The organism is Rhizobium sp. 01T444 (assembly GCF_056398305.1).
Genome location: NZ_JBFTPD010000454.1, coordinates 1 through 501, shown reverse-complemented (window position 1 = coordinate 501; position 501 = coordinate 1). Strand labels below are relative to the sequence as shown.

The 501-nt window shown below is 61.7% G+C and carries 1 protein-coding gene; it reads right to left on the bottom strand.

Annotated features, from left to right (window positions below; all coding sequences use genetic code 11):
• Nucleotides 1–501: flavin-containing monooxygenase (locus tag AC1DTN_RS39440; protein ID WP_477925714.1), on the bottom strand; the 501-nt coding region annotated here is incomplete at both ends.

Here is a 501-nt window from a genome sequence, read left to right as displayed (position 1 = left end):
GAGCGAAGCCTGGTACGACTCGCCGGCGAAGTCATCGATGCCCTCGTAGTTCGGCAGGGTGGGCGCCGAAAGCGGTCCAAGGGCTGTGACGAGGAAGCGGCACGTGCAGGTGGAACCGCTTTCCAGCGTTACAGACCAACGCCGTTCTGACGCGCTGTATTTCGCCGACTTCACGCGGCTGTTGAACTGCATGTCTCGCCGCAGATCGAACTTGTCGGTCACGTAATTCAGATAGCTGAGCGTCTCGGGTTGCGGGGCGAAGTGCTCCGACCAGTCCCACTCCGCCAGCAGTTCTTGCGAGAACGAATACGCGTAGGAATAACTCTCCGAGTCGAACCTCGCGCCCGGATACCGATTCCAGTACCAGGTTCCGCCGACGCCGGTGCCGGCCTCCACTACGCGGAAGCGCAACCCCATCTGGCGGAGCCGGTAAGCCTGATAGATCCCTGCAATCCCGGCGCCGATGACGACGACGTCGTAGTCGTTCACCTGCTCGGAAAC